At 73.2% G+C, this 25,134-nt stretch carries 22 protein-coding genes and 2 tRNA genes; 21 read left to right on the top strand and 3 right to left on the bottom strand.

Annotated elements, in window-relative coordinates:
* Positions 1-172: 172 nt before the first annotated feature.
* From ACWDCZ_RS19975 to ACWDCZ_RS19965, 3 genes are all read left to right on the top strand, one after another.
* Complete coding sequence (locus ACWDCZ_RS19975; protein WP_449816552.1) at positions 173-1,159, top strand: FtsK/SpoIIIE domain-containing protein; 987 nt, start codon at positions 173-175, stop codon at positions 1,157-1,159.
* Positions 1,159-1,350, top strand: coding sequence for a hypothetical protein (locus ACWDCZ_RS19970; RefSeq protein ID WP_380741483.1), 192 nt, complete (start codon positions 1,159-1,161; stop codon positions 1,348-1,350). The genes ACWDCZ_RS19975 and ACWDCZ_RS19970 overlap by 1 nt, the downstream gene beginning before the upstream one ends.
* A 127-nt stretch (positions 1,351-1,477) precedes the next feature.
* Entirely contained in the window at positions 1,478-3,004 is a 1,527-nt protein-coding gene (locus ACWDCZ_RS19965) for a replication initiator (RefSeq protein ID WP_449816551.1), read from the top strand.
* Positions 3,005-3,102: 98 nt separating this feature from the next.
* Here ACWDCZ_RS19965 and ACWDCZ_RS19960 read toward each other — a convergent pair whose 3' ends face one another.
* Positions 3,103-4,722 (bottom strand): recombinase family protein, encoded by a 1,620-nt coding sequence (locus tag ACWDCZ_RS19960; RefSeq protein ID WP_449816550.1) that lies wholly within the window; start codon positions 4,720-4,722, stop codon positions 3,103-3,105.
* Positions 4,723-5,070: 348 nt separating this feature from the next.
* Here ACWDCZ_RS19960 and ACWDCZ_RS19955 point away from each other — a divergent pair, with 348 nt between their 5' ends.
* The 5 genes from ACWDCZ_RS19955 to obgE all read left to right on the top strand — a co-directional run bounded on the left by ACWDCZ_RS19955 (position 5,071) and on the right by obgE (position 12,412).
* The gene (locus ACWDCZ_RS19955; RefSeq protein ID WP_049659422.1) at positions 5,071-5,871 is read left to right on the top strand and encodes a TIGR03936 family radical SAM-associated protein; all 801 of its coding nucleotides are present in this window, start codon (positions 5,071-5,073) and stop codon (positions 5,869-5,871) included.
* Positions 5,872-6,268: 397 nt separating this feature from the next.
* Positions 6,269-9,973 (top strand): Rne/Rng family ribonuclease, encoded by a 3,705-nt coding sequence (locus ACWDCZ_RS19950; protein ID WP_449816549.1) that lies wholly within the window; start codon positions 6,269-6,271, stop codon positions 9,971-9,973.
* Positions 9,974-10,203: 230 nt separating this feature from the next.
* The gene (rplU, locus tag ACWDCZ_RS19945) at positions 10,204-10,521 is read left to right on the top strand and encodes a 50S ribosomal protein L21 (RefSeq protein WP_045696828.1); all 318 of its coding nucleotides are present in this window, start codon (positions 10,204-10,206) and stop codon (positions 10,519-10,521) included.
* 14 nt (positions 10,522-10,535) lie between these two features.
* Positions 10,536-10,793 (top strand): 50S ribosomal protein L27, encoded by a 258-nt coding sequence (gene rpmA, locus ACWDCZ_RS19940; RefSeq protein WP_030309712.1) that lies wholly within the window; start codon positions 10,536-10,538, stop codon positions 10,791-10,793.
* 140 nt (positions 10,794-10,933) lie between these two features.
* A complete protein-coding gene (gene obgE, locus ACWDCZ_RS19935; RefSeq protein ID WP_388044074.1) occupies positions 10,934-12,412 on the top strand; it encodes a GTPase ObgE in 1,479 nt (492 codons plus the stop codon).
* 99 nt (positions 12,413-12,511) lie between these two features.
* On the opposite strand, the gene ACWDCZ_RS19930 is transcribed toward obgE, so the two are convergent.
* A complete protein-coding gene (locus ACWDCZ_RS19930; RefSeq protein WP_117487742.1) occupies positions 12,512-13,270 on the bottom strand; it encodes a hypothetical protein in 759 nt (252 codons plus the stop codon).
* A gap of 304 nt (positions 13,271-13,574) precedes the next feature.
* Between ACWDCZ_RS19930 and proB the strand changes: the two genes are divergently transcribed.
* The 5 genes from proB (at position 13,575) to ACWDCZ_RS19905 (ending at position 18,731) form a co-directional block, all read left to right on the top strand.
* The gene (proB, locus tag ACWDCZ_RS19925; RefSeq protein WP_049660991.1) at positions 13,575-14,711 is read left to right on the top strand and encodes a glutamate 5-kinase; all 1,137 of its coding nucleotides are present in this window, start codon (positions 13,575-13,577) and stop codon (positions 14,709-14,711) included.
* A gap of 191 nt (positions 14,712-14,902) precedes the next feature.
* Positions 14,903-15,427, top strand: a complete 525-nt coding sequence (locus ACWDCZ_RS19920; protein ID WP_074000707.1) for a hypothetical protein — start codon at positions 14,903-14,905, stop codon at positions 15,425-15,427.
* A gap of 110 nt (positions 15,428-15,537) precedes the next feature.
* Positions 15,538-16,854, top strand: a complete 1,317-nt coding sequence (locus ACWDCZ_RS19915) for a glutamate-5-semialdehyde dehydrogenase (protein WP_049659684.1) — start codon at positions 15,538-15,540, stop codon at positions 16,852-16,854.
* A 127-nt stretch (positions 16,855-16,981) separates the two neighbouring features.
* Positions 16,982-17,563 (top strand): SCO2584 family spore wall biosynthesis protein, encoded by a 582-nt coding sequence (locus ACWDCZ_RS19910; protein WP_074000709.1) that lies wholly within the window; start codon positions 16,982-16,984, stop codon positions 17,561-17,563.
* A 106-nt stretch (positions 17,564-17,669) separates the two neighbouring features.
* On the top strand, positions 17,670-18,731 hold the full coding sequence (locus ACWDCZ_RS19905; protein WP_380782544.1) for an SCO2583 family membrane protein: 1,062 nt from the start codon (positions 17,670-17,672) through the stop codon (positions 18,729-18,731).
* 92 nt (positions 18,732-18,823) lie between these two features.
* On the opposite strand, the gene ACWDCZ_RS19900 is transcribed toward ACWDCZ_RS19905, so the two are convergent.
* Entirely contained in the window at positions 18,824-19,900 is a 1,077-nt protein-coding gene (locus tag ACWDCZ_RS19900) for a M48 family metallopeptidase (RefSeq protein ID WP_416876113.1), read from the bottom strand.
* A gap of 325 nt (positions 19,901-20,225) precedes the next feature.
* On the opposite strand from ACWDCZ_RS19900, the gene ACWDCZ_RS19895 reads away from it, so the two are divergent.
* The 8 genes from ACWDCZ_RS19895 (at position 20,226) to ACWDCZ_RS19860 (ending at position 25,100) form a co-directional block, all read left to right on the top strand.
* Positions 20,226-20,372: a hypothetical protein gene (locus ACWDCZ_RS19895; protein WP_158077652.1), complete on the top strand. Its 147-nt coding sequence runs from the start codon at positions 20,226-20,228 to the stop codon at positions 20,370-20,372.
* 258 nt (positions 20,373-20,630) lie between these two features.
* Entirely contained in the window at positions 20,631-20,786 is a 156-nt protein-coding gene (locus ACWDCZ_RS19890) for a hypothetical protein (RefSeq protein ID WP_181970583.1), read from the top strand.
* Between the two features lie 123 nt (positions 20,787-20,909).
* Complete coding sequence (gene nadD, locus ACWDCZ_RS19885) at positions 20,910-21,542, top strand: nicotinate-nucleotide adenylyltransferase (RefSeq protein WP_049658574.1); 633 nt, start codon at positions 20,910-20,912, stop codon at positions 21,540-21,542.
* A 14-nt stretch (positions 21,543-21,556) separates the two neighbouring features.
* Positions 21,557-23,443 carry a LytR C-terminal domain-containing protein gene (locus tag ACWDCZ_RS19880; protein ID WP_449816548.1) on the top strand — a complete coding sequence of 629 codons (1,887 nt, stop codon included), beginning with the start codon at positions 21,557-21,559 and terminating at the stop codon, positions 23,441-23,443.
* A 192-nt stretch (positions 23,444-23,635) separates the two neighbouring features.
* Positions 23,636-24,094 (top strand): ribosome silencing factor, encoded by a 459-nt coding sequence (rsfS, locus tag ACWDCZ_RS19875; RefSeq protein WP_049658573.1) that lies wholly within the window; start codon positions 23,636-23,638, stop codon positions 24,092-24,094.
* The gene (locus ACWDCZ_RS19870; RefSeq protein WP_074001141.1) at positions 24,091-24,741 is read left to right on the top strand and encodes a histidine phosphatase family protein; all 651 of its coding nucleotides are present in this window, start codon (positions 24,091-24,093) and stop codon (positions 24,739-24,741) included. The genes rsfS and ACWDCZ_RS19870 overlap by 4 nt, the downstream gene beginning before the upstream one ends.
* 170 nt (positions 24,742-24,911) lie before the next feature.
* Positions 24,912-24,984 (top strand) — tRNA-Ala (locus ACWDCZ_RS19865).
* A 43-nt stretch (positions 24,985-25,027) separates the two neighbouring features.
* Positions 25,028-25,100, top strand: a tRNA-Ala gene (locus ACWDCZ_RS19860).
* The last annotated feature ends 34 nt before the right edge of the window (positions 25,101-25,134 follow it).

Below are 25,134 nucleotides of genomic sequence, written 5' to 3'. Positions count from 1 at the left end.
GCGGCGTTTGACCACGAACCTCGGCCTCGCTGTGGCCAAACGTCCGGGGCGGGCCAGAGTCGGGGACTTGATGGTTCGAGGGGATCCGCTTCGGCCGACACCGCCCCGGCTGGGTGTCGCGAAGTGCCGGCGTGGCGGCATCGACGTGCGGGTGCGGCTTCACCCCGGGCAGGTGCCCGAGCACTTCGCCGAGGCCCTCGACGCGCTCACCCATGCCTGGCGGGTGCACGCGGTACGGCTGGTCGCGGACGAGCGCGGGTTCCTCACCCTCTCGGCGCTCGCCTGGGACCCGCTGATCACGCCGGTGGCGCCGTACCGGTTGAAGGAGCGGCTGTTGCGGGCGGTGGTCGGGCTGCTGGAGGACGGCCGGGCCTGGACGATCGACCTGCGGCGGGCGCCGCACTGGCTGATCGTCGGCGCGACCCGCTCCGGGAAGTCCACCCTCATCGCCGCGCTGGTGAAGGAACTCGCCCCGCAACGCGTCGCCCTGTTCGGCATCGACCTCAAGGGCGGCATGGAGCTGTCCCTGTTCGAGGACCGGCTGTCGGCTCTGGCGGCCACCCGGGCGGAAGCCGCCCACCTGCTCGCGGAGCTGGTCGCGGAGACCGAAGCCCGGATGCAGCTGTGCCGCTCGGTCGGGGCCCGGTCCGTCTGGGACCTGCCGCCGAAGCTTCGCAAGATGCCGGTCGTCGTCATCGTGGACGAGGTAGCGGAGCTGTACCTGGTGGCGACCAGGGAGGACAAGGCGGAGGTGGGGGAGATCTCCACCAACCTGCTCCGGCTCGCCCAGCTCGGTGCCGCTCTGGGCGTCCACTTGGTGGTCGCGGGGCAACGGGTCGGCTCCGACCTCGGGCCCGGGGTGACCGCCTTGCGGGCCCAGTTGGCCGGCCGGGTCTGCCACCGGGTGAACGATGCGGGGACGGCGGAGATGGTGCTCGGCGATCTCGACAAGGATGCCCTGGCCGCTGCTCAGCAGATCACCGCCGCTGAGCAGGGCGTCGCCATCACGGTTGGCGCCGACGGCCGGTGGACCCGCGCCCGGTCCGTCCACGTCACCCCCGAACAGGCACGCCGAGCGGCGAGGAAGTACGCCCGGCTGGCTCCGTCCTGGCCCGGCCTCCACACGGCGGACGAGCCGAACGAAGGGGTCTACATCTGATGGGCGCCGCTCTCATCCTGACCGCCGTCCTGGCCCTCGTCACCTACCTCCTGGTCCGCTCCGGCGAACTCAAGATCTGGCACGTCGTCCTCGTCGGCGTCCTCGGGATCTACCTCGACCGCATCGGCTGGGCCGACCCCGTTGTCTACGCGGTGACCTGGCTCGTCCAGGGACTCACCCACACCACCTGAGAGGCGTGATCACCGTGCCAACCCGACCAGCCACCCAGCCCGCCCGTCCCACCGCCGCCCCCGGCCGCGCCACCGCATGCCTGGCCCGGCCGGGGCCCGGCAGACCCTGGCCCTGGAGACATCCACCATGACCGCCAACACCAACCCGTACACCGACCCCACCGCACGCCGCGCCTTCCTCGACCGGGAGGCGCGGCTGCGCCAACTGCCGCCGACAGAAGGTGACTTCGTCCGCCTCGGTGAGATGCCGGACCTGGGCCGCTGGCTGGAGCAGATCCGTACCACCGGTGGCTGTGCCGAACCGGTCTACCTCGCGGGGCACACCACCATGGTCGACCCCGACACCGGCGAAGTCCTGCGCCACTACTCGACCGCCACCGAACCCGGTGGCCGGCTTGCCGTCCGCTGCCGCAACCGGCGGGCCTCCCGCTGCGCGCCCTGCTCCCGGGAGCACAGCGGCGACACCTTCCACCTGGTCCGCTCCGGCCTGGTCGGCGGCAAAGGCGTCCCGGAAACGGTACGGACGCACCCGCGGTTGTTCGTCACCCTGACCGCGCCGTCGTTCGGGCCGGTGCACCGGGCGGGCGACTGCCACCCGGCTCGGCGTCGACGGTGTGAGCACGGCGGCTGCCGAGGCTGCGGTCGAACCCACCTGGAGGCCGACCCGCTCGTCGGGCAACCGCTCTGCGCGGACTGCTACGACTACCCCAGGCACGTCCTGTGGAACGCCATGGCCCCGGCCCTGTGGAAGGCCTTCCGCGACAACCTGTACCACCACCTCGCCACCGGGGCGGGCGTCGGCCGCTCAGAGGTCCGCACCCTGGTCAGGGTATCCACCGCCAAGGTCGCCGAGTACCAGAAGCGTGGCGCCGTCCACTTCCACGCTGTCATCAGACTCGACGGCCCGGATGGTCCCACTACTCCGCCTCCGCCGTGGGCAGCAGAAGACCTCCTGCTGGAGGCCGTCCGCTCGGCGGCCGCTGCCGTGGCGCTCCCGTGTCCCGACTCGATGGCCTCCGGCGGCGGACGGCTCGGCTTCGGTGCTCAGCTGGATGTGCACCTCCTTATAAAGGGAGGTGGCGGGCACATCTCGGACGATGCAGTGGCGGCCTACGTCGCCAAGTACACGAGCAAAAGTGTGGAGGCCGCCGGCGCTGTCGATCGCCGCATCGAGTCTCTGGCAGAGATACAGGCCCTGCGCGTCAGCCCGCACGTCCGCGCCCTCATCACCACCGCCTGGCGCCTCGGCGGCCTGCCCGAACTTCAGCACCTGCGGCTTCGGGCCTGGGCCCACATGCTCGGGTACCGGGGGCACTGCCTGACCAAGACGCGGGCCTACTCCACTACATATGGGCAGCTCAGAGCCGCCCGCGTCGAACACGCCTGCGGCCTGTACGCGGACTGGGACGACGGGACCTGGCCGAAGGTGCCTGGCGCTTCGTCGGGACCGGTCACACCCCGGCCGAAGCGCTCGTCGCGGCCGGCATCGCCGAAGACCTCGCCACCAACCGGGAGATCGCCCGTGCCGAGCAGGCAGGGGAGAGACCGTGACGGCCAAGCAGACAGGGGCCAGAGCAGCGACGGGTCCTCGCGAGGCGGTACCGCCGGCTCCATCACGTCGGAAGGCGCTCCGGGCCCCGGCCATCGAGAGTGAGATCGTCATCGTGGACGACGAGGGGCACGAGGAGCCGTACGACTCGGCCAGACACTGATGATCAACAGCCCCCGCCGCGACGACGGGGGCTGTCGCCGTCAGAGCTTGCTCGCGAAGTCGTCCTCCTTGATGACCAGCCGATCGCGGTAGTCCTTGGGGATCCTGAGCTTGAGGTGCACGGTGGGCTGCCGCTGCCCCGGGACCTTCGTGCGGGTCACCTTGCAGGTCACGCCCACGCGGACCAGGTCGGCCGCCATGGCCTCCATGCCTCCGGCCTCCCAGTGCTCCCGGAAGGTCTTGCCGTTGGCGGCGTTGACCCATCGGTCCTGGGTGGACTCGGGGTCGATGGCCGCCAACTCGTCGATGAGCTGGTTCAGCGTCTCCTCGGCCTGCTCGCGGGTGAAGGTGGTGCGGGCGAATCGACCGCCGGGTTCCAAGCCCTTCATGTAGTAGGAGACGGACTCCTCCAGCTGCTTCTTCCTCTTCAGGGCCTCAGCCCCCTTGGCGTACTCCCGGACCAGGACCGGTTCGTCGCCGAGCACCTTGAGCACGTCTCGCACGAGGGCGGCGTTGACCCCGTCCGGATCGTTGACCCCGGGCCCGCCGCCCTTGCAGCCGCTGCACCGCATGTACTTGTACTGAACGCCCTTGGTCGTCGTGACCTGCACCGTGATGTTGGTGCCGCAGTCCTCGCAGACGAAGACCCCGAGGAACTTGGTGGCGCCGCCCTCCTGGCGGGCGGGCTGGTTCTTCCCCCACCTGTCGAGGTCCCTGCCGAGCTGCCCGAACTGGTCCTCCGTGAAGATCGGCTCCGCGACCCTGATCGGCTTGCCGTCCTTGCCGAGGATCAACTGCGACCTGCGGCCGACGCCGCTCTTGTCCTCTTCTACCCGGTACCCCATGAGTGCGGGGTTCCGGAGCCTCCGGAGGTGGGTCGCCGTGGTCAGCCCCTCGGAGCCCGGCACGCCTGCGCGCTTGATGATGCGCACCTGGTGCGAAGCCGAGATCTTCGACGCCCGGCGCCGACTCCAGTGCAGCACCTTGTAAGCGGTCTCATCGATGGTGAGGACGGTCTTGCCGTTCTCGTCCAGGGCCGTCTTGTAGCCGTATGCCGGTTTGCCGACGAGCCACTCCGTCTGGGTCTTGGCGTAGTCCCAGAGGCTGGTAACCCGAGTGGAGGTGTTGGCGGCCTCGATCTCCGCGATTCCGCCGATCAGGGTGATCATGACCTTGCCGACCACGGTGGTCAGGTCGATCGCGTCGTTCTTGGAGACGAGGTTCTTCCCGTACTTCAGGCACCACTCGATCATGGTGCTGAGGTCCGAGAGGCGGCGCACGAAGCGGTCCAGCTTCCAGAACAGCAGGACATCGAACTCCGGCGCCCGGTTGTTCAGCCACTCCCCGAGCTGCTTGCGCTTCCACGGCGGGACCTTCGTGGCGCTCACGTTGAGGTCGCTCGCGACCCCGACGACCCGCACGCCCATGTCTCGGGCCAGCATCCGTAGGTCCAGCTCCTGGCGTACCGGAGATGTGGTCTCGTCGGTGAGGACGCTGAGCCGGATGGAGAGGAGAGCCCGCGGAGCCTCCTCGGGCAGCTGGGCCTCCGCCCGCTTCAGCTCCTTCAGGAGCTTCAGGTCCGCCGGCGACCACTCGGCGTCCACGTCGTACTGCTGCTGTCGCTGCTGCGCCGGTACGGCGCGCTTTGCACCTCGTCCCATGTCAGGGACGCTAGCGATGGTTCTAGGTCCATGTCTATGTGGCCGCAGATGGACACCCAGATCCAGATCGGCCCCACCGGCAAGAAGATGCTCCCCCTGACGGTCGTCAACAAGTAGCGCACGTCACACCCGCGACCCCCGGCCGGACTGATTCGGCCGGGGGTCGCGGCGTGCCGGGGAGCGGCGGCTGACCAGGGGCGGAGCGAGGGGGGTGGCGGGGCGCGTACCCTTTGAGGTGACAGAGTCCGGACAGTGGCGGGAAGACGCCACGCCGGACGGGGACAACTGACTAAGGACTGAGCGACCCTGGCACGCCGTACGCCCGACGGTCCGCCGCCCGCGCCGACGGTGCAGCGGATTCGTCTCCGCTACACCAAGCGCGGCCGGCTCCGCTTCACCAGCCACCGCGACTTCCAGCGCGCCTTCGAGCGCGCCCTGCGCCGGTCCGCCGTTCCGATGGCCTATTCGGCCGGCTTCACCCCGCACCCGAAGGTCTCCTACGCGAACGCGGCCCCGACCGGGGTGGCGAGCGAGGCGGAGTACCTGGAGATCGGCCTGGCCGCTGTCCGCGACCCCGAGCAGCTGCGGGCGCAGCTGGACGAGTCGCTGCCGACGGGCCTGGACGTGATCGACGCGGTCGAGGTGCGGACGCCGAACTTCGTGGAGCGCCTGGAGGCCTCCGAGTGGCTGCTCCGGCTGGACGGTGTCGAGCCCGACGCGGCCGCCGACGCGGTCGCGCGCTTCCTCGCCGCCGAGCGGGTCGAGGTCGAGCGCCGCACCAAGAACGGCCTGCGGGTCTTCGACGCGCGGGGCGCGGTGGCGGCGCTGGAAGCCGTCCCGGCCCAGGTCGAGGCCGGTGCGGACGCCGGGGCCGGAACCGACCGCGATGTTCGGACCGGCCGTCCCTGTGCGATACTGCGCCTGGTAGTACGACACGCCACACCAGCCGTACGACCCGACGACGTATTGTCCGGTCTCCGTGTGACGGCCGACCTGGCGCCGCCGGTCCCCGCAGAGGTGACCAGGCTGGCGCAGGGGCCGCTCGACGAGGAGTCCGGCACGGTGACCGACCCGCTGGCGCTCGACCGCGCAGCGGCCCCGGTCGGCTCGGAGCCGGCAGCAGGGCCGCACGCTACCGCGTCCGCCTAGCGGGGGGAGGCCGGGCCCAGTGCCTCACTGGGCCCGACGGTCCTCCAGGGTTCCCGCGGCTCCCCAGGGGAGCGAGCGTCGTCGCAGCGCAGGCCTGCCAACCGGGGCCTGCCGACCAGGAAGGTCGGCCGGTCCGGGACCCCGTCCGGGAGCCACCCGGGGTTGGGGGACGGCGCAGCTTGGGAAAACCTCAGAAGACTGGTCAGACCAGAAGACTTTCGACACCCCGCCGTGTGCGGGGCGCCGAGCGAGACTACGAGCCCCTGTGCGGCCTCGCGTCCGCGCGGCGGCACCGTCCCAAGGGTCCGGTCCAGGCATCGTCGTGATGCCGGCCGCCCAGCGGTGCCGTGCCGTGCCCGGATGCGGAGCCCGGGGGCCTGACGGGAGATCCACCCGCATGCTCGATAACACCGATCCGCAGCAGACTGCGGCCACGGAACAGAACGAAACCGCCGCGACCGGTGGTGAGGGCGCGTCCGCCGCGCCGCCGCGCCGTCGCCGCCGCGCGGTGTCCCGCCCGGCGGGTACCCCGCAGGGTGCGGCCGCCGACGCGGCCGAGACGGTCGTGCCGGCCGAGGCCCCCGCGGCCGCCCCGGCTCCGGCCGTGGAGCCGACGGCCGAGCCGGCCGCCGAGAAGCCCGTCCGGGCCCGCCGTACCCGTAAGCGCGCCGAGGCCCCGGCCGGGGCGCCGGAGGCCACCCCGATCGTGGTGACCGCGCCGGAGGCCGTCGAGGCCCCGGTGGCCGAGGCCCCCGTGAAGGCCGCGAAGGCCTCGAAGACCACCAGGGCCGCCAAGGCCGCGAAGGCGGAGACCGCCGAGCCGACGGCCGAGCCGGCCGCCGAGAAGCCCGTCCGGGCCCGCCGTACCCGCAAGCGCGCCGAGGCGCCCGCCGGTGCCCCCGTGGCCGAGGCCGCGGCCCCCGTCGTCGAGGCGCCGGCCGTCGAGACCCCCGCCGTGGAGGCCCCCGCCGCCGAGCCGGTGGCCGAGGAGGCCCCGGCCGCTCCGGCCCGCCGCCCCCGCCGCCGTCGCGTGGTCGAGGCCGCGCCGGTCGTCGAGGCCCCGGTGGCGGAGCCCGCCGCCGAGGAGCCGCAGGCCGAGGAGCCCGCCGTCGCGGAGGAGCCCGAGGAGGAGGCCGTCGAGGCCCCCGCCGCCGCGCCGGCCGCCCGGCCCGCCGCTGCCGCCCCGGCCGCCGAGGCCGAGCCGCCCCACCGGGTGCGCCGCCGTGCGGTCCGCCCGGCCACCGCCGTCTTCCAGGCGCCGGTGTTCCAGGAGCCCGCCGCCTTCGTCGCGCCGTCCGCTCAGGCGGCACAGGCCGCGCCGTCCGCTCCGGTGGCGCAGGCCGCTCCGCAGCAGCCCGCCGCCGCCCCGGCGAAGGCCGAGGCTCCGGCCGCGGCCCCGGTGCAGGCCGGGCGCGAGGAGGAGGACGACGAGTTCGAGTACAGCGGTGTCGGCCGTCGCCGCCGGGTCCGCACCCGGGTCGAGCCGACCCGTCGCAAGTCGGGCGCCCAGGCTCCGGTGAAGGCCGCCGCGAAGGCCGCCAAGGCCGCGGCGAAGGCGCCGGTCGCGGCGCCCGTCGTCGAGGTCCCGGTCGTCGAGGCGCCCGCCGTCGAGGCCCCCGCCGCCGGTCCGGAGACCGAGGACGAGTGGGAGGACGGCCGTCCGTCGCGCCGTCGCCGCCGGGGCGGTCGCCGTCGTCGCCGCGGTGAGGCCGAGGAGTTCGAGGCCGCCGAGGCCGTCGAGACCGAGCAGTCCGTCGAGGAGTCGGCCGAGGCCGTCGCCGAGGAGGAGGGCGAGGAGGACGACGACCTGGCCGCCGGCCTGTCCTCGTCGCGCCGCCGTCGTCGCCGTCGCCGCCGCAGCGGTGAGGCCGGCGCCGTCGAGACCGCCGAGACCACCGAGGACGGCGTCCGTACGGTGGTGAAGGTGCGCGAGCCGCGCCGCCGTTCCACCGAGCCGTCGTTCGACCCGGACGAGGTGCAGTCCATCAAGGGCTCGACCCGTCTGGAGGCCAAGAAGCAGCGCCGCCGCGAGGGCCGCGAGCTGGGCCGCCGCCGGGTGCCGATCATCACCGAGGCCGAGTTCCTGGCCCGCCGCGAGTCGGTCGAGCGCGTCATGGTGGTGCGCCAGAGCGGCCAGCGGACCCAGATCGGCGTCCTCGAGGACGGCGTGCTGGTCGAGCACTACGTCAACAAGGAGCAGGCCACCTCGTACGTCGGCAACGTCTACCTGGGCAAGGTCCAGAACGTGCTGCCGTCGATGGAGGCCGCCTTCGTCGACATCGGCAAGGGCCGCAACGCGGTGCTGTACGCCGGCGAGGTCAACTTCGGCGCGCTGGGCCACGGCGGCCCGCGCCGGATCGAGTCGGTGCTGAAGTCCGGCCAGTCCGTGCTGGTCCAGGTCTCCAAGGACCCGATCGGCCACAAGGGCGCCCGCCTGACCAGCCAGATCTCGCTGCCCGGCCGCTACCTGGTGTACGTGCCCGAGGGCTCGATGACCGGCATCTCGCGCAAGCTCCCGGAGAACGAGCGCGCCCGGCTGAAGCAGATCCTCAAGAAGATCGTCCCGGACGACGCGGGCGTCATCGTGCGCACCGCCGCCGAGGGCGCCTCCGAGGAGGAGCTGACCCGCGACGTCCAGCGCCTCCAGCAGCAGTGGGAGGACATCCAGAAGAAGGCCGCGACCGGCAACGCCCCGGCGCTGCTGTACGGCGAGCCGGACATGACCGTCCGGGTCGTCCGCGACATCTTCAACGAGGACTTCACCAAGGTCATCGTCTCCGGCGACGAGGCGTGGAAGACCATCCACGAGTACGTCTCCAACGTGGCCCCGGACCTCGCCGAGCGGCTCCAGCGGTGGACCTCCGAGGTGGACGTGTTCGCCACCTACCGGATCGACGAGCAGCTGATGAAGGCGCTGGACCGCAAGGTCTGGCTGCCCAGCGGCGGTTCGCTGGTGATCGACCGCACCGAGGCGATGGTCGTCATCGACGTCAACACCGGGAAGTTCGTCGGCCAGGGCGGCAACCTGGAGGAGACGGTCACCCGGAACAACATCGAGGCGGCCGAGGAGATCGTGCGCCAGCTACGGCTGCGCGACCTCGGCGGCATCATCGTGATCGACTTCATCGACATGGTGCTGGAGTCCAACCGCGACCTGGTGCTGCGCCGCCTGCTGGAGTGCCTGGGCCGGGACCGGACCAAGCACCAGGTGGCCGAGGTCACCTCGCTGGGCCTGGTCCAGATGACCCGCAAGCGGGTCGGCCAGGGCCTGCTGGAGTCCTTCTCCGAGCCGTGCGTGCACTGCAACGGCCGCGGCGTGATCGTCCACATGGAGCAGCCGAGCGCCCACGTCCACACCCCCGTGGTGGCGGGCGAGGCCGGTGCGGGCAGCGGCAAGCGCCGTCGCCGGGGCAAGGGCGGCGCGGGCCACGAGGAGCCGCAGGCCGTCGAGGCCGCGGTGGCCGTGGTGGCCGAGCCGGTCGCGGTGGAGGCCTTCGCCGAGCCGGCCGAGCCGGTGCGCGAGGAGATCGAGGGCCAGCTGGCCCTGGAGGTCCCGGGCGTCGAGGCCCCGGCCGAGGCGGCTCCCGCCGTCACGGCCCCGGTCGTCGAGGCTCCCGTGGCGGAGGCCCCGGCCGCCGCTCCGGCGGGCCGTCCGCGCCGCCGCGCGGTGCGCAAGGCGACCGCTCCGGCGGGCTCCCCGGGCACCGCCGAGATCGTGGTGCTCCAGGCCAAGGCCGAGGCGGCGCTGGAGGCGGCCCTGGAGGCCGCCGCCCCGGCGGTCGCGGAAGCCGCGGCCGAGGTCGTCGCCGAGGCGCCGGGTGAGCCGGTCGTGGCCGCGGAGGCCGCGGTCGTCGCCGAGGCTCCGGAGGCCGTCGAGGCTCCGGAGACCGCCGAGGCCGTCGAGGCCGCCGCCGAGGCTGCGGCCGAGGAGGCGCCGGCGCCGAAGAAGCGGGCCGCCCGCAAGACCGCCGCGAAGAAGACCGCCGCCAAGAAGACCACCACGGCGGCCAAGAAGACCACCGCCCGCAAGACCGCCACCAAGCGGACGAGCGCGGCGGCCAAGAAGGCCGCGGCCGCCGAGGGTGATACGGCGTCCGAGTAGTGCCCACGCCCCGGGGCGGGAGTGATCCCGCCCCGGGCCGTACGGGCCGGTTTGCCCCCCGGGCGGCCGGTCCGTATTCTTGACCATCGGCGTGTCTACGCCATTGCTCCCGAGCACATCACCTTCCCGAGGTCACCGCGTTCGCGCGGAGGGCCGGGGAGAGGCTCCTGTGTCCGTACCCAGGTGGCTGGCGTCGGGGGTTCCGACCGAGCAAGGAAAGCAGGTACCGCATGTACGCGATCGTTCGCGCAGGCGGCCGCCAGCACAAGGTCGCCGTCGGCGACGTGCTGGAGATCGACCGTATCGAGGCCAAGCCGGGTGACTCGGTCGAGCTCTCGACCATCCTCGTCGTCGATGGTGACGCTGTCACCTCCGACCCGTGGGTCCTGGCCGGCGTGAAGGCTCACGCCGAGGTGGTCGACCAGACCAAGGGTGACAAGATCGTCATCCTGCGTTACAAGAACAAGACCGGCTACCGCCGCCGTCAGGGTCACCGTCAGCAGCACACCGCGGTGCGCATCACCAGCATCGACTCGGTCAGCAAGTAAGGGGATAGCGAAAAATGGCACACAAGAAGGGCGCAAGCTCTACTCGTAACGGCCGTGACTCGAACGCCCAGCGCCTCGGCGTGAAGCGCTTCGGTGGCCAGGTCGTCTCCGCCGGCGAGATCCTCGTCCGCCAGCGCGGCACCCACTTCCACCCGGGTGCCGGTGTCGGCCGCGGTGGCGACGACACCCTGTTCGCGCTGACCGCCGGTGCGGTGCAGTTCGGCACCCGTCGTGGCCGCAAGGTCGTCAACATCGTGGCCGTCGAGGCCTGAGTCCCCGCGGACTCCCGAGTCTGAGAAGACCCACCGGGTCGGGACAAGACTCACAGTGAAGGGTGGGCCGGAATTCTCCGGTCCACCCTTCACGCTTTACGCAGGTAGCAAGCAGACTCTCGCGCACTGGAGGCACACCCATGACCACCTTCGTGGACCGCGTCGAACTTCACGTCGCCGCGGGTAACGGGGGCCACGGCTGCGCCTCCGTGCACCGCGAGAAGTTCAAGCCGCTCGGCGGCCCGGACGGCGGCAACGGCGGGGAGGGCGGCAGCGTCATCCTCACCGTGGACTCGCAGGTCACCACCCTGCTGGAGTACCACCACTCGCCCAAGCGCAAGGCCACCAACGGCAAGCCCGGCGCGGGCGGCCACCGCACCGGCGCGGACGGCGAGGACCTCGTCCTGCTGGTGCCGGACGGCACCGTGGTGCTGGACCGCAAGGGCAACGTGCTGGCCGACCTGGTCGGGCACGGCACCAGCTTCGTCGCGGCCCAGGGCGGCCGCGGCGGCCTCGGCAACGCCGCGCTGGCCTCGGCCCGCCGCAAGGCGCCCGGCTTCGCGCTGCTCGGCGAGCCCGGCGAGGCCCGTGACATCGTCATGGAGCTCAAGTCCGTCGCCGACGTGGCCCTGGTCGGCTACCCGAGCGCCGGCAAGTCCTCGCTGATCTCGGTGCTCTCGGCCGCCAAGCCGAAGATCGCGGACTACCCGTTCACCACCCTGATCCCCAACCTGGGCGTGGTCACCGCGGGCGACACCGTCTACACCATCGCCGACGTGCCCGGCCTGATCCCGGGCGCCAGCCAGGGCCGCGGCCTGGGCCTGGAGTTCCTGCGCCACGTCGAGCGCTGTTCGGTGCTGGTGCACGTGCTGGACTGCGCCACCCTGGAGCCCGGCCGCGACCCGCTGACCGACCTGGAGACCATCGAGGCCGAGCTCGCCGAGTACGGCGGTCTGGAAGACCGTCCGCGCCTGGTCGCGCTCAACAAGGTGGACGTCCCGGACGGCCAGGACATCGCCGACCTGACCCGCGCCTCCCTGGAGGAGCGCGGCTACCGGGTGTTCGAGGTCTCCGCCGCCTCCCGCAAGGGCCTGCGCGAGCTGAGCTTCGCCGTGGCCGGGATCGTCGCCGAGGCGCGCGCCGCCAAGCCGGCCGAGGAGTCGACCCGGATCGTGCTGCGGCCCAAGGCCGTCGACGACGCCGGCTTCACCATCACCGAGGAGGACGGCGCGTACCGCATCCGCGGCATCAAGCCGGAGCGCTGGGTCCGCCAGACCGACTTCAGCAACGACGAGGCCGTCGGCTACCTCGCCGACCGGCTGGCCCGCCTCGGGATCGAGCAGGAGCTGTGGAAGATCGGGGCGCACGAGGGTGACACCGTCATCATCGGCCCCGAGGAGAACGCCGTCGTCTTCGACTGGGAGCCGACCATGGCCGCCGGTGCCGAGATGCTCGGCCGCCGTGGTGAGGACCACCGCTTCGAGACCCCGCGCCCGGCGGTCGACCGCCGTCGCGAGAAGCAGAAGGGCCGGGACGCGGCCGAGTCCGAGTTCCTCGCCTTCGAGGCGCTCTCCAGCGGCCGCCAGGCCGCCATCGAGGGCGACGACGACGAGGACTGAGGATTGAGGACTGAGGACCGCTGACCGGTCCGGTCCGGACGGCCCCCGCCACCTGTCGAGGTGGCGGGGGCCGTCCGCGTGTCCGGCGGTGACGGGGCGTCACTTGGTCCAGGAGGCCTGGAGCTTCAGCGGGTCGGCCAGGTCGGTGTAGCCGACGGCGGCCGGGGTGTTGCCGGGGGTGGAGATGATGGTGCAGCCCTTGACCTCGGCGCCCTTGGCCACGCCCTGGAACTTCGCGCCGGTGCACTTGGGCAGCGGGGTCGCGGCGGTCAGGACGTTGACGCCCTTCTTGCCCGTGGTGTCGAAGAGCACGAGCTTCGAGTCCGGGGCGGTGAAGGAGAGGCTGGCGTCCCCGAGGTTCTTGATGGTGTAGCTGACGTACATCGGGGTGCGGCCTTCCAGGCCGACGATGCTGATCTTGGCGGCGGTGAAGTCCTGCGCCGAACCGGCCTCGACGCCGGTGACGGTGACCTCCAGCTTGGTGGCGACCTTGGAGGTCTTGTCGGCGAAGTCCACGGTGGCGCTCTGGCCGACCTTCACGCTGGTGGCGGCCGCCGGGACGGCTCCGGCACCGGCCCCGCCGCCCGCCGCGCCGGCCGTGCCGGCCCCGCCCGCCGCACCGGAGGGGGCCGCGCCCGAGGGGGCCGCGGCCGAACCGCCGGCCGCGCCCCCGGCGGTGGCACCCGGGGTCGCGCCGGTCTGGGGCGCGCCGGTCTGGGCCGGGGCCGCGCCGGTGGCGCCGCCGGTACCGGCCGGGGTGTCCGGGTTGTCTGGCCCGCAGGCCGCGAGCGAGAGGGCGGTGGCCGCCGCGAGCGCGGCGACGGTCAGCTTGGTGGTGTACGAACGCATGGTGCGCATTTCTCCTGGGCGCACGGCCGCGACCGTTGCCGGCCTTTGCCCAGTGCGGCGCCGCCCGTCGTGACAGGAAGGGTCGATGACGACATGGGTACAGCGGGCAAGAAGCCGTCCCCCGATCTGGCTTGCGGTCAGGGACCATACCAGCCATCCGGCTTGGCGGGCGGCCCGTGGCGGCCCGTACCGGATCCGGTCCATCCGGTGAAACACCCCGCCGGTGACCTGCGGGGATCGCGTAGATTTCGGGGGTGACGGCCGGGCCCGGGCCCCGCCGTACCCGCACCACACCGGAAGGGCGTACAGCGAGATGAGCGAGGACCCTCTGCGGGAGGAGGTGCTGACCGCACGACGGATCGTCGTCAAGGTCGGCTCCTCGTCCCTGACCACGGCGACCGGCGGCCTGGACGCCGACCGCGTCGACGCCCTGGTGGACGCGCTCGCCAAGCTGCGCGGCCGCCCCGAGGCCCCGGAGGTCGTGCTCGTCTCCTCCGGCGCGATCGCCGCCGGGCTCGCCCCGCTCGGCCTGGACCGCCGGCCCAAGGACCTGGCCCGCCAGCAGGCCGCCGCCAGCGTCGGCCAGGGCCTGCTGGTCGCCCGCTACACCGCCTCCTTCGCCCGGTACGGCATCCGGGTCGGCCAGGTGCTGCTCACCGCCGAGGACGCCAGCCGGCGCGCCCACTACCGCAACGCGTACCGCACCCTGGACCAGCTGCTGGCGATGGGCGCGATGCCGATCGTCAACGAGAACGACACCGTCGCCACCGCCGAAATCAAGTTCGGCGACAACGACCGGCTGGCCGCCCTGGTCGCCCACCTGGTCCGGGCCGACCTGCTCGTACTGCTCTCCGACGTGGACGGCCTGTACGACGGCGACCCGTCCCGCCCCGGCACCAGCCGGATCGCCGAGGTGCGCGGCCCGCAGGACCTCGACGGCATCGAGATCGGCAGCGCCGGCAAGGCCGGCGTCGGCACCGGCGGCATGGTCACCAAGGTCGAGGCGGCCCGGATCGCCACCGGCGCCGGCATCCCGGTCGTGCTCACCGCCGCCAGCCAGGCCGCCGACGCGCTGGCCGGCCGGCCCACCGGCACGCTCTTCCTGCGCACCGGCAGCCGCACCTCCGACCGGATGCTCTGGCTGGCCCACGCGAGCAGCCCGCGCGGGGCGCTGCACCTGGACGAGGGCGCCGTCCGGGCGGTCGTCTCCGGCGGCGCCTCGCTGCTGCCCGCCGGGGTCACCAAGGTCGACGGGGAGTTCGCCGCGGGTGATCCGGTGGACCTTCTTGCCGAAAACGGCCACATCGTGGCTCGCGGACTGGTCAACTTTGATGCGAGGGAGTTGCCCCGCCTGCTCGGCCGGTCCACCCGCGACCTGGCCCAGGAGTTCGGCGCCGCGTACGAGCGCGAGGTCGTCCACCGCGACGACCTGGTCGTTCTGCGCGGCTGACCGGCCCGGTCGACCGTGCCGGGGCCTGCCCCGGCACCGGCCGCCCGGCCGATCGGCGCCGCGCGGACGGCGGGCCGCTCCGTACCGGGAGCGGCCCGGCCGCGGGCGAGGAGGGGCGCAGCCGTACCGGTCGGCCGAGGGCCGACGGGGCCGGTGGGGACGACACGACATCGCCGAACAGGAGGCCGCCGGTGGAACGCAGGCGCGAGGCAGCGCTGACCGCAGGGACCGCGGGCCGGCGGCTGACCAGCATCGACGGCGGACGCGGGGACGGCCCCGCCGAGCCGGCCGGTCCGCCGACGCAGCGGCCCGGCGGGATGCGCGGGATGCGGCCCGAACTCGACCGGGCGGCCCAGCCGCCCACCGTGCCCGAGCAGGCGCGGCTGTGGCACGTGGTGCTGAGCGTGGCCGGGCAGGTCACCCCGCTGTCCGCGCTGCGCGCCTCGCTGGAGCAGCTGGCGCACGACCACTCGTTCTTCCTGACCGCCCGCTACGCGGCCGACCACGCCGAGATCCGCTACTGGGAGCAGGCCCGGGACCTGCACGACGCGGCGGCCATCGCGCTGCGGCTGTGGGGCGAGCACAAGGTCACCTCGAACCTGCCGCCCTGGGAGATCGTCGGGCTGGAGGTGGTCGACCGGGCGACGTACCACAAGCGGGTGGCGGAGGGCTTCGGCGAGCCGCCGCCGCACCTGGGCGGCGTGCACCCGTACTGAGCGCCCGTACCGAACACCGGACCGAACGCCGGACCGAACGCCGTACCGAGCTGTCTCACCGGGCGAAATGCCGCCCGGGCGGGGCGGGCGCAGTCGCTACCCTTGGCGGCATGACCAGCGATCTCGCCACCGCCGACAGCCCCGTCCTCGCCGTAGCGCGCCGAGCCCGGGAGGCCGCCGCCGCGCTCGCCCCGCTGCCGCGCGGCGCGAAGGACGCCGCGCTGCTGGCGGTCGCGGACGCGCTGGTGGCCCGCAGCGCGGAGATCGTCGCGGCCAACGCCGAGGACGTGGAGCGGGCCCGGGCGGCTGGCACGGCCGAGTCGGTGATCGACCGGCTGACCCTGACCGACGAGCGGATCGCCGCGATCGCCTCCGACGTGCGCGACGTGGCCGGCCTGCCCGACCCGGTCGGCGAGGTGGTGCGCGGCTACACCCTGCCCAACGGCCTGGACGTGCGGCAGGTCCGGGTGCCGCTCGGCGTGGTCGGCATCATCTACGAGGCCCGCCCGAACGTCACCGCGGACGCCGCCGCGCTCTGCCTCAAGTCCGGCAACGCGGTGCTGCTGCGCGGCTCCGCCTCGGCCTACCGCTCCAACAGCGCGCTGGTCGCCGTGGTGCGCGACGCCGTCGCCGCGGCCGGGCTGCCCGCCGACGCGGTCCAGCTGGTGCCGGGGGAGAGCCGGGAGTCGGTCCGGGAGCTGATGCGCGCCCGCGGCTACGTGGACGTGCTGATCCCGCGCGGCGGCGCCTCGCTGATCCGCACCGTGGTCGAGGGCTCCACCGTCCCGGTGATCGAGACCGGCACCGGCAACTGCCACGTCTACGTGGACGCCGAGACCGACCTGGCGATGGCCGTCGGCATCCTGCTGAACTCCAAGGCGCAGCGGGTCAGCGTCTGTAACTCCGCCGAGACGCTGCTGGTCCACCAGGACGTCGCGGACGCCTTCCTGCCGCTCGCGCTGGCGGCGCTCGCCGAGGCCGGGGTCACCGTGCACGGCGACGAGGCGGTGCTGAAGGCCGCCGAGGGCGGACCGGCCACCGTGGTGCCGGCCACCGACGAGGACTGGGGCACCGAGTACCTCTCGCTGGACCTGGCCGCCGCCGTGGTGCCCTCGCTGGACGCCGCCGTCGAGCACATCCGCCGCTGGTCCTCCGGCCACACCGAGGCGATCGTCACCACCTCGCAGGCCGCCGCCCGCCGCTTCACCCGGTTGGTGGACTCCACCACGGTGGCCGTCAACGCCTCCACCCGCTTCACCGACGGCGGCGAGTTCGGCTTCGGCGCGGAGATCGGCATCTCCACCCAGAAGCTGCACGCCCGGGGCCCGATGGGCCTGCCCGAGCTGACCAGCACCAAGTACATCGTCACTGGTGACGGGCACGTGCGGGGCGAGGCCGCGCAGACCGTGGGCGGCGGGGCCGAGTAGGCGCGCGGGCCGCGGGCGGGGGCGCGGACGGCCGCCGGGCGGCGCGTGCGGGGCGTCCGTCACACGTGCGACGGACCAACTGCCGGGAGCCACAGACAAATCGTCCGGCCGGTAATACGCTGAATCCGTGGCTGAGGATGTGGGGGGCTTCCCGTACCCCGACGGCTCCGACCACGGTGGTGCGGACGACGAGTTCGCCACCGTGGTCTTCGACGAGGCCTTCGTCCGGTCCGCCGCCGTGCACGAGCCGACCGCCAAGGAGCGGCAACTCGCCGCCGCCGAGGCCCGGTTCGAGCCGGACGCCGCGGGGCCGGGCTGGGGCCGTGACGTTCCGGCCGGGGACGGGCTGCCGCTGGAGCTGCGCCCGTACCCGAGCGGACTCGACGCGGACCACCTCTACCCCGACCCCTGGTCGGGGCCGGGCCGGGCGGCCGACCGCCGGGTCCGGCGGTGGCGGCGCGGTGACGACCCGGTGCGCGTTCCCGGGCGGTACGTGGCCCAGCAGCGGTGGCACCGGCCGGTGGCCTGGGTGCTCGCCGTGATCATGGGGGTGAGCCTGGTGGCGGTCGCCGTCGCGGCGATCTACCAGGGGGTGGGCGGCCCCTCGGGCACGCCCCGGCGCCCCCAGTCCGGCAGCAGCAGCACCGGGGTGGCCCCCGGGCAGGCCCCGGCGGAGCCCCCGCTGGTGGTCACGGCGCCCGCGGGCTAGCCCGAGCGCCCGGGGGCGCACGCCCCGGGGCGGTGGTCACGGAGCGTTCCCGGGAATGTGCGCCCGGACCCTCGTGGCGGCGCTGGTGTCCGCCTACCCTGGTGGTGTGGGTGACCCGCGAGAGCCTCCTGAGGGGACGCCCGAGGGCGGTTCCGGCAACGAGGACGAATTCCGGTCCGTCGTGTTCGACGAATCGTTCGTGCGGGCTGCCCGCATCCAGGAACTCTCCGCCCGGGAGCGGCTGGCGGGCTCCTTCGGCAAGGCCACCCGGTCGCGGGTGCGGTTCGGCCCGCTGGGCACCGTCCCGCGCCAGGCGCTCATCCTGCTGCTGCTCATCCTGCTCGCCTTCGGGGCCGCGGTGTACTTCGGGGTGAGCTCGCCGAAGGGCACCGCGGTGCGGCCCGAGGGCAGCCAACTGACCGTCAGCCTGGTCGCGTTGAGCCCGGCGTCGGCCGTCCACCCGGTCGCCGACCCGGCGGACCCGTTCGCCGCGCTGCCGCTCGGGTACGGGGACGGCACGATCGGGCTGAACACCCCGACCGGCGCCGCCACCGGGAACTTCGGCCGGGTCGAGGTGGCCAAGGCGCTCGACACCGTCCAGCGTTACCTGGTCGCCTCCTCGCTCTCCCCGGCGACGCTGGTCCAGGGCGCCACCGCCGACGTACGGGTCTTCGTCACGCCCGGTGAGCAGGCGGAGTTCGACGCGAGCGTGGCGCAGCCGGTGGACGACCGCCACCACGCGGTGACCGGCTGGATGGTCCGCTTCGACCCGGCACAGGTCGCGCTGGCCTCGAACACCGTGAAGGTGGTCGGCGCGATGCGGATCGACGAGGCGGACAGCGGGACGCTGCAGATCACCACCGACCACACCTTCGTCTACGCGCTCAAGCCGGCCGGTGCCCCGGCCGGGGCACCGGTCACCCTGGAGACCGTGCGGCGGCAGCTGACCTTCGAGTTCGACCGGGTGGACCTGGCCTCGGGGCAGCTGCGGCTGGTGGACTCGGTGGTGCAGGCCGGGCCGGAGCCCTGCGGCGCCTCGATGGCGGGCTTCCTGCAGCCGGTGCTGGCCACCGCGCAGGGCACGGCGGTCACGCCGCCGGCGCCGGTCGACCCCGGCAACCACGCCCGGCCGGGCTGGCAGGTGTGCGAGGTGCTGGCGGGCGGCTGAGGCGCCCGGGCCGTGGAACGCGACGGCGGCCGGTGCCCCGGGCGGGACGCCGGCCGCCGTCGCGGCTTGCGGTCGTGGTCGGTCGCGGTGGGTCAGCTGCCGTCGCGGTCCGCGGAGCCGTTGCGGCTGCCGTTGCCGTTGCTGCTGCCGCCGCCTCCGGTGAAGGTGTCGCGGAGCTTGCCGCCGACCGTCGCGGCGCCGCCGGCCACGTCCCGCAGCAGGCCCATCAGCGGGTCCTTGCTCTCCTTGACCGAGGTCGTGTAGTGCTCGGCGGCGGCCTTCCACTGCTCGGTGACCGAGGTGTCCGGGTCGTCCGAGCGGCGCGGGTAGGCGCCGGCCATGATCGAGCGGTAGTCGTCGCTCTCCGCCCACTTCTTCAGCTGGGCGACCCGGACCACCGCGAAGGGGTGGGTCTGCGGCAGCAGCTGGAGCACCTTGAGCACGCCGTCGCGCAGATCGCCGGCCTTCTCGTACTCCTCGGCCTGCTCCAGGAAGGCGTCGACGTTCATCTCGGCCAGGTTGTGGCCGCCGGCCAGCTTCATCAGGGCCCGCATGGACGCCTGGAGGTCCTGCCCGGCGAGCAGGCCGGCCCGGTCGCTGGACAGCTCCGCCTTGCGGAACCACTCCTTGAGCGCGGTGATGATCGCGGTGATCGCCAGGTTGCCGAGCGGCACCCACGCGATCCGGGTGGCGATGTTGGTGAGGATCATCAGCATCGTCCGGTAGACGGCGTGGCCGGACATCGCGTGGCCGACCTCGTGGCCGATGACGGAGCGCAGCTCCTCCTCGTCCAGCAGCTCGACCAGGCCGCTGGTGATCACGATGACCGGGGTGTCGATGCCGATGCAGTACGCGTTGACCGTCGGGTCCTGGGAGACGTACAGGTCGGGGACCTGCTCCAGGTCGAGCACGTAGGCGGCGTCGCGCACCATGTCGTGCAGCTCCGGGAACTGGCGCTCGGAGGTCTTCACCGCGGTGGCCAGGAACATCAGCCGGATCGCCCGCTCGGAGACCAGGCCGGCGAGCTTCTTCAGGATGTCGTCGAAGCCGGTCAGCCTGCGCAGTGCGACCAGCGCCGAGCGGTCCGCCGGGTGCTCCCAGGCCCGGGTGGAGATCCCGGGGAAGCGCTCGCGGCGGCGGCTCGGCGTCTTCGAGGTCGTGTCGGTCATGGTGTGAGTACCTCCTGGTCGACGGCGGCCGCGGCCCGCTGGCCCGCCCCCCGCTGGTCTTCGCCTGCAACGACTGTCTGTGCAACGTGCGCGGTTGCGTACTCGTCCCCGGGGTCAGCGTACGCGCGGTCCGCGCGGTGGGCGCCGGGGCCGTGGGCGGCTCGGCGGGCCGCCGGGGCGCGCCCGCGGGGCCGGTGGCGCGCGTCTGCGGGGCGCGTCCGCGGGGCCGGGGGGCTCCGCCGGTGTGAGGCCGGTTTACCCTGAGGCCTGGACGACCGAGACCGGACCCGGCCGCGGTACCGAGCAGTACGAGGAGCCCCCGCAGATGTCCACCGACACGCTTGTCAGCCTGGCCGCGCCCATCTCCGACGAGTCCGGCCCCGGCCTGTTCCTGCGGATCATCGTGGTCGCGTCCTTCGTGGGCATCGGCCTGCTGATCTGGATCATGGCCCGCGCCTTCAAGAACAACTAGGGCCGGTCGTTCCCCGGGGCCGTCCCAGGTCCGTTCCCGGGGGCCGTCCCCGGTCCGTTCGCCGGGGCCGTTCCGGTCCGTTCGCCGGGGCCCGGGCCCGTTCGCCGGTCGGTCCCTCGGCCCGCGCTCACGCCCGGTCAGCGGCGGTGGGCCGCCGAGCGGTTGCCGTGTAACCCCCCGTACGATGACGGGTGGGCCCTCACCCGGCCCGGAACAACCCCCAGGTCCGTTCACCGAGCCGAGAAGGTCCCGCCGACCATGAGCACTGCTGCCGCACTCCCCGTTCTGAACCTGCTCGCCGAGGGCGAGGGGGGCAACCACGACAGTCTGAACCCGGCCCTGACCGGTGGCGCCGCACTGGTCATCCTGCTGGTCCTGCTCTTCATCACCACCCGCTTCAACCGGGACCGCTGAGCCGGGGCCTGGGGCCGCTCGGGGAGCGTCCGGCCACCGGCCGGACGCTCCCTCACGCGTCTGCGGAGAACCCCCACCCGGCCGTTCCCGCACCGTAACGCGTGTCGCGTAAGGTGTGGCGGCATGGGAGAGCAGGCCGGGAATCCCGGCGGACCGGAACCGGTGAAGAAGCGCCTCGGCGTGATGGGCGGCACCTTCGACCCGATCCACCACGGCCACCTCGTCGCCGCCAGTGAGGTCGCGAGCGCGTTCCACCTGGACGAAGTGATCTTCGTGCCGACCGGGCAGCCGTGGCAGAAGAGCGACCGGCACGTCACCCCGGCCGAGGACCGCTACCTGATGACGGTCATCGCCACCGCCGAGAACCCGCAGTTCTCGGTCAGCCGGATCGACATCGACCGCGAGGGCCCGACGTACACCGTCGACACCCTGCGCGACCTGCACGCCCTGCACCCGGACGCCGACCTCTTCTTCATCACCGGCGCCGACGCGCTCGCCCAGATCCTGTCCTGGCGCGACTCCGACGAGCTCTTCTCGCTGGCCCACTTCATCGGATGCACCCGCCCGGGGCACACTCTGTCGGACGCCGGGCTTCCGGTGGGCGGGGTCTCCCTGGTGGAGGTCCCGGCGCTGGCCATCTCCTCCACGGACTGCCGCAACCGGGTCGCCAAGGGCGAACCGGTCTGGTACCTCGTCCCGGACGGCGTGGTCCGCTACATCGACAAGCGGGCGCTGTACGCGCCGCGCGGGGACTGATCCGGGAGCGGTGCATGACTGATCGCAGCGACGGCCGGCGGCCGGAGGACTGGTCCACCGGGCAGTACCAGCAGCCGTACCAGGGCTACCAGCAGCCGCAGGACCCGCAGCAGCAGCAGCCACAGCAGCAGCCGCAGGCGCAGTCGTACGAGCAGCAGCAGTACGAGCAGCAGTACGACCAGTACGGGCAGCCGGTGTACGGGCAGGGCGCGTACGGCTACCAGCAGCAGGGCTACCAGGGGTACGACGGGTACCAGCAGGGCGGGCAGTTCCCGCAGCAACAGCCGTACGAGCAGCAGCAGTACGACCAGCAGTACGACCAGTACGGGCAGCCGGTGTACGGGCAGGGCACGTACGTCTACCAGCAGCAGGGCTACCAGGGGTACCAGGAGCAGCCGTACCAGGCGGCCGCCCCGGTCGTGACCGAACCGCAGGCGCCGTCGCAGGCGCCGTCGCAGGCGCAGGAACTGGTGCAGGCCGAGCCGGCCGCGGCCGCGGCGGTCGCACCGGCGCGTCCGCGGGTGCCCCGGCCGGCCGCCGAGCCGGTGCCGGCCAAGGCCGAGCCGCCGTCCGAGCAGGTCGCCGGGGCGCGGGCCGGGAAGGCGGGGAAGGCCGGGAAGGGCGGGAAGGGCGGCGGCAAGGCGCCCGACGACAGCTACACCACGGGGGAGTTCACCTTCGTCGACGAGGAGGCGGAGGAGACCGAGGACGTCATCGACTGGCTGAAGTTCGCCGAGTCCCGCAGCGAGGTGCGCGCCGAGCGCCGCCGCAAGCTGCGCAACCGGCTGATCGGCCTCGGTGCGGTGGTGGCGCTGGCCGCCGCCGGCGTCGGCGGGTACCTCTTCCTCACCGGCGGCAAGCCGACCGCGGCGGCCGCCGCCGGCGGGCGCCAGGTCAACGTCGTCCACCTGCGCGACCTCCAGGGCAAGGTGTCCAGCGCGCTGCTGGTCAACGACGCCTCCGGGAAGAAGGGCACGGTGCTGCTGCTGCCCGACACCCTGCGGCTGCCCGGCCCGGGGGACCCGCCGGTCACCACGGTCGGCCAGTCCATGGACGGCATCGGCGCCTCGGCGACCCGCGACGGCCTGTCCACCGTGCTCGGCGCCCCGGTGGCCGGCACCTGGCGGCTGGACACCCCGTACCTGGAACTGCTGGTCTCCCAGCTCGGCGGCGTCCGGGTGGACACCAACGCCGAGACCCACGAGGGCGGCAAGCCGGACGGCAAGCTGCTGTCCGCGGCGGGCAAGAACACCATGCTCAGCGGGAAGGCCGCGGTCGCCTACGCCACCCTGCAGAACCCCGGCGAGAACCGGGACGCCCAGCTGGCCCGGTTCGGGCAGGTCATGGACGCGCTGGTGCGCGCCATGCCGACCGAGTTCAAGGACGCCAAGGACGACGTGCACCGGATGAACGCGGTGCTCGACCCCTCGCTGCCCGAGGACGCCCTCGCCGGGGTGCTCGTCCAGCTCTCCCAGCAGGCGAAGGACGGCCACTTCGGCACCGCCGCGCTGACCGTCAAGCCGGACGGCAGCCTGGACGAGGCGACCGCGGGCAAGCAGGTCAAGGACGTGCTGGGCGGCACCGTGAAGTCCGCGGCCGCCGGCGACGCCCCGGTCCGGGTCGCGGTCCAGGACTCCAGCGGCAACGACGCGGCGGCGGCCGCCGTACAGGTCCAGATCGTCAACTCCGGTCTGACCTTCATCCCGGGCGGGGCCAAGGGCGCCCCGCAGGCCACCAGTGAGATCCGCTACACCGACGACGCCCGGCAGGGCGCGGCGAAGTCGCTGGCGACCAGCCTCGGGCTGCCGGACACGGTGGTGAAGAAGGTGACCGGCGACACCCAGAACGCGGACCTGCTGGTGGTGCTCGGCAAGGACTACCAGCCGCCGAAGACCCAGTAGGGCGGTGGCCCGGGCCCGGCGGGGGTCCGGGCCTGGTGGCGGCGGGGGCGGTGGCCCGGTATTGGCTTGGGGGCCCGGGGCTCGGGGGCCTGGAAAAACGGTTCCGGGCCCGCCCGGGCGGCGTGAGATCCTGGAAGGCGACCCCGGCCGAGCGCCGGGGCGCCCCCCAAGCCGCCGAGCCGGAAGAACACCGTGACCGTTACCGACCACAGCCAGCAGCTCATCACCGTCGCCGCGCAGGCGGCGGCCGACAAGCTCGCGCACAACATCATCGCCTTCGACGTCAGCGAGGTGCTGTCGATCACCGACGCCTTCCTGATCGCCTCCGCGAACAACGACCGCCAGGTCCGCTCGATCGCCGAGGAGATCGAGGACCAGCTGCGCGAGCAGCTGGACATCAAGCCGGTGCGCCGCGAGGGCGAGCGCGACGGCCGCTGGATCCTGCTCGACTACCTGGACATCGTCGTGCACGTCCAGCACGCCGAGGAGCGCTCCTTCTACTCGCTGGACCGGCTCTGGAAGGACTGCCCCGAGCTCCCGCTGCCCGAGGACGCCCTGGCCTCGCGCAACCGTCCGGACGCGTTCACCGACGAGGCCGGCAACGTCGTCGCCCCCGCCGACGACTTCGGCAAGCCCGAGGACCTGCACTGAGCCGGGGCCCGCGCGGCCCGCGCATCGTCTTCTGGCGGCACGGCCAGACCTCCTGGAACCTCGAATCGCGCTTCCAGGGCACCACGGACATCGAGCTGACCGGCCAGGGCGTCCAGCAGGCCCAGCGGGCGGCCCGGCTGCTCTCCGGGCTCCGTCCCGACCTGCTGATCTCCTCGGACCTCCAGCGGGCCCGGCGCACCGCCGCGGAGCTGGCCGAGGTCACCGGGCTCGACGTGCAGCACCACGAGGGCCTGCGGGAGACCTTCGCGGGCTCCTGGCAGGGCCTGACCAACGCCGAGATCCGCGAGCGCTTCCCGGAGGAGTACGAGGCCTGGGCGGCCGGTGAGCCGGTGCGGCGGGGCGGTGACGGCGAGCTGGCCACCGAGGTCGCCGACCGCTCGGTGCCGGTGGTCCTGGACGCCGTCGGCAAGCTCCCCGAGGACGGCACGCTGGTGGTGGTCAGCCACGGCGGGACGATCCGCACCATGCTCGGGCGGCTGCTCGACATGGAGCCGGACCAGTGGGAGCGCTTCGGCGGACTGTCCAACTGCTGCTGGTCGGTGCTCGGCCAGGGCACGCGCGGCTGGCGCCTGCTGGAGCACAACGCGGGCACCCTCCCGCAGCCGGTCATCGGCGACGACACCTGAGCCGAGCCGTACCGGCTCGGGCGGCACCGGGTGCCGGGGGCCCTCACGGGGCCCTCGGCGGGGGTCCGGAGGGAGCGGATTTCGCAGTTCCGGCCCTGACCAGCTAGAGTCTTCCTCGTTCGCAGGGAAGGAACGCGGCCCGGAAGGGAAGCGGGAGATCCGGTGAGTGCGGGGCTATAGCTCAGTTGGTAGAGCGCTTGCATGGCATGCAAGAGGTCTGGGGTTCAATTCCCCATAGCTCCACTCCGCATCGGCGGTCGTGGTCAGCCAGGGTCGCCCGTGTCGCGGGGCTATAGCTCAGTTGGTAGAGCGCTTGCATGGCATGCAAGAGGTCTGGGGTTCAATTCCCCATAGCTCCACAGTAGTTCGGAAGGCCGTCACCCAAGGGGTGGC

The sequence above is a fragment of the Kitasatospora sp. NPDC001225 genome (assembly GCF_053597855.1).
This window is presented reverse-complemented; position numbering and strand designations above follow the sequence as displayed.

Coding starts and splice junctions, on each gene's coding strand:
- ACWDCZ_RS19900 (WP_416876113.1), bottom strand. CDS start 19,900: ATGACCGACACGACCTCGAAGACGCCGAGCCGCCGCCGCGAGCGCTTC.
- rplU (WP_045696828.1), top strand. CDS start 10,204: ATGTACGCGATCGTTCGCGCAGGCGGCCGCCAGCACAAGGTCGCCGTC.
- ACWDCZ_RS19965 (WP_449816551.1), top strand. CDS start 1,478: ATGACCGCCAACACCAACCCGTACACCGACCCCACCGCACGCCGCGCC.
- ACWDCZ_RS19950 (WP_449816549.1), top strand. CDS start 6,269: ATGCTCGATAACACCGATCCGCAGCAGACTGCGGCCACGGAACAGAAC.
- ACWDCZ_RS19880 (WP_449816548.1), top strand. CDS start 21,557: ATGACTGATCGCAGCGACGGCCGGCGGCCGGAGGACTGGTCCACCGGG.
- rpmA (WP_030309712.1), top strand. CDS start 10,536: ATGGCACACAAGAAGGGCGCAAGCTCTACTCGTAACGGCCGTGACTCG.
- ACWDCZ_RS19895 (WP_158077652.1), top strand. CDS start 20,226: ATGTCCACCGACACGCTTGTCAGCCTGGCCGCGCCCATCTCCGACGAG.
- nadD (WP_049658574.1), top strand. CDS start 20,910: ATGGGAGAGCAGGCCGGGAATCCCGGCGGACCGGAACCGGTGAAGAAG.
- obgE (WP_388044074.1), top strand. CDS start 10,934: ATGACCACCTTCGTGGACCGCGTCGAACTTCACGTCGCCGCGGGTAAC.
- ACWDCZ_RS19890 (WP_181970583.1), top strand. CDS start 20,631: ATGAGCACTGCTGCCGCACTCCCCGTTCTGAACCTGCTCGCCGAGGGC.
- ACWDCZ_RS19970 (WP_380741483.1), top strand. CDS start 1,159: ATGGGCGCCGCTCTCATCCTGACCGCCGTCCTGGCCCTCGTCACCTAC.
- ACWDCZ_RS19915 (WP_049659684.1), top strand. CDS start 15,538: ATGACCAGCGATCTCGCCACCGCCGACAGCCCCGTCCTCGCCGTAGCG.
- ACWDCZ_RS19960 (WP_449816550.1), bottom strand. CDS start 4,722: ATGGGACGAGGTGCAAAGCGCGCCGTACCGGCGCAGCAGCGACAGCAG.
- ACWDCZ_RS19930 (WP_117487742.1), bottom strand. CDS start 13,270: ATGCGCACCATGCGTTCGTACACCACCAAGCTGACCGTCGCCGCGCTC.
- proB (WP_049660991.1), top strand. CDS start 13,575: ATGAGCGAGGACCCTCTGCGGGAGGAGGTGCTGACCGCACGACGGATC.